1 protein-coding gene is annotated in these 566 nt (G+C 78.4%); it reads left to right on the top strand.

Going from position 1 to position 566, the window contains the following annotated elements; all coding sequences use genetic code 11:
• Positions 1 to 71 precede the first annotated feature (71 nt).
• On the top strand, positions 72 to 566 hold a 495-nt coding region (locus FV222_RS28700), incomplete at its 3' end, for a DUF1501 domain-containing protein (RefSeq protein WP_147816509.1).

The raw sequence follows: 566 nt of genomic DNA, 5'->3' as shown, positions 1-566 counted from the left end.
GCCTGCTCCCGGCCGCCGGACCGGCCCGCGGACGCGACCTCTTCGCCTGCGGCGCGACGGTGCCACTGGTGATGCGCGGGCCCGCCCCGGTGATGAGCTGGTCGCCCGGAGACCTGCGCACGCCCCTCGACGACACCGTGATGCGGCTGGAGCGCCTCTACGGCGAGCGCGACCCGCACCTGCTGGCGGCGCTGACGGAGAGCAACCGCCTCGACGCGATGCTTCCCAAAGGACCAGCCGGAGGCGGCCCGGGCCGGTCCTACGCCACCCTGGCGGCGGCGGCGGGCCGGGTGCTCGCCCGGCCCGAGGGCCCACGGATCGCGACCCTGGCGCTCGACGGCTGGGACACCCATGCGGCGGAGGGGCCGGCCTCCGGCCGCCTCGCCCACCTCCTCAAGGCCCTCGACGACGCGCTGGCCGCGCTGAAGGCGGAGCTCGGCCCCGCCTGGGGCGAGACCGTGGTCGCGGTCGCCACCGAGTTCGGCCGCACCGCCCACCCCAACGGCACGGACGGGACCGACCACGGCACGGCGGCGGCCGCCTTCCTCGCCGGCGGGGCGGTGGCC

This window comes from Methylobacterium sp. WL103, from assembly GCF_008039885.1.
In the GTDB taxonomy this organism is placed as follows: Bacteria; Pseudomonadota; Alphaproteobacteria; order Rhizobiales; family Beijerinckiaceae; genus Methylobacterium; species Methylobacterium cerastii.
The sequence above is the reverse complement of the archived record's forward strand: the minus strand, read 5'-3'. Positions and strand labels throughout refer to the sequence as shown.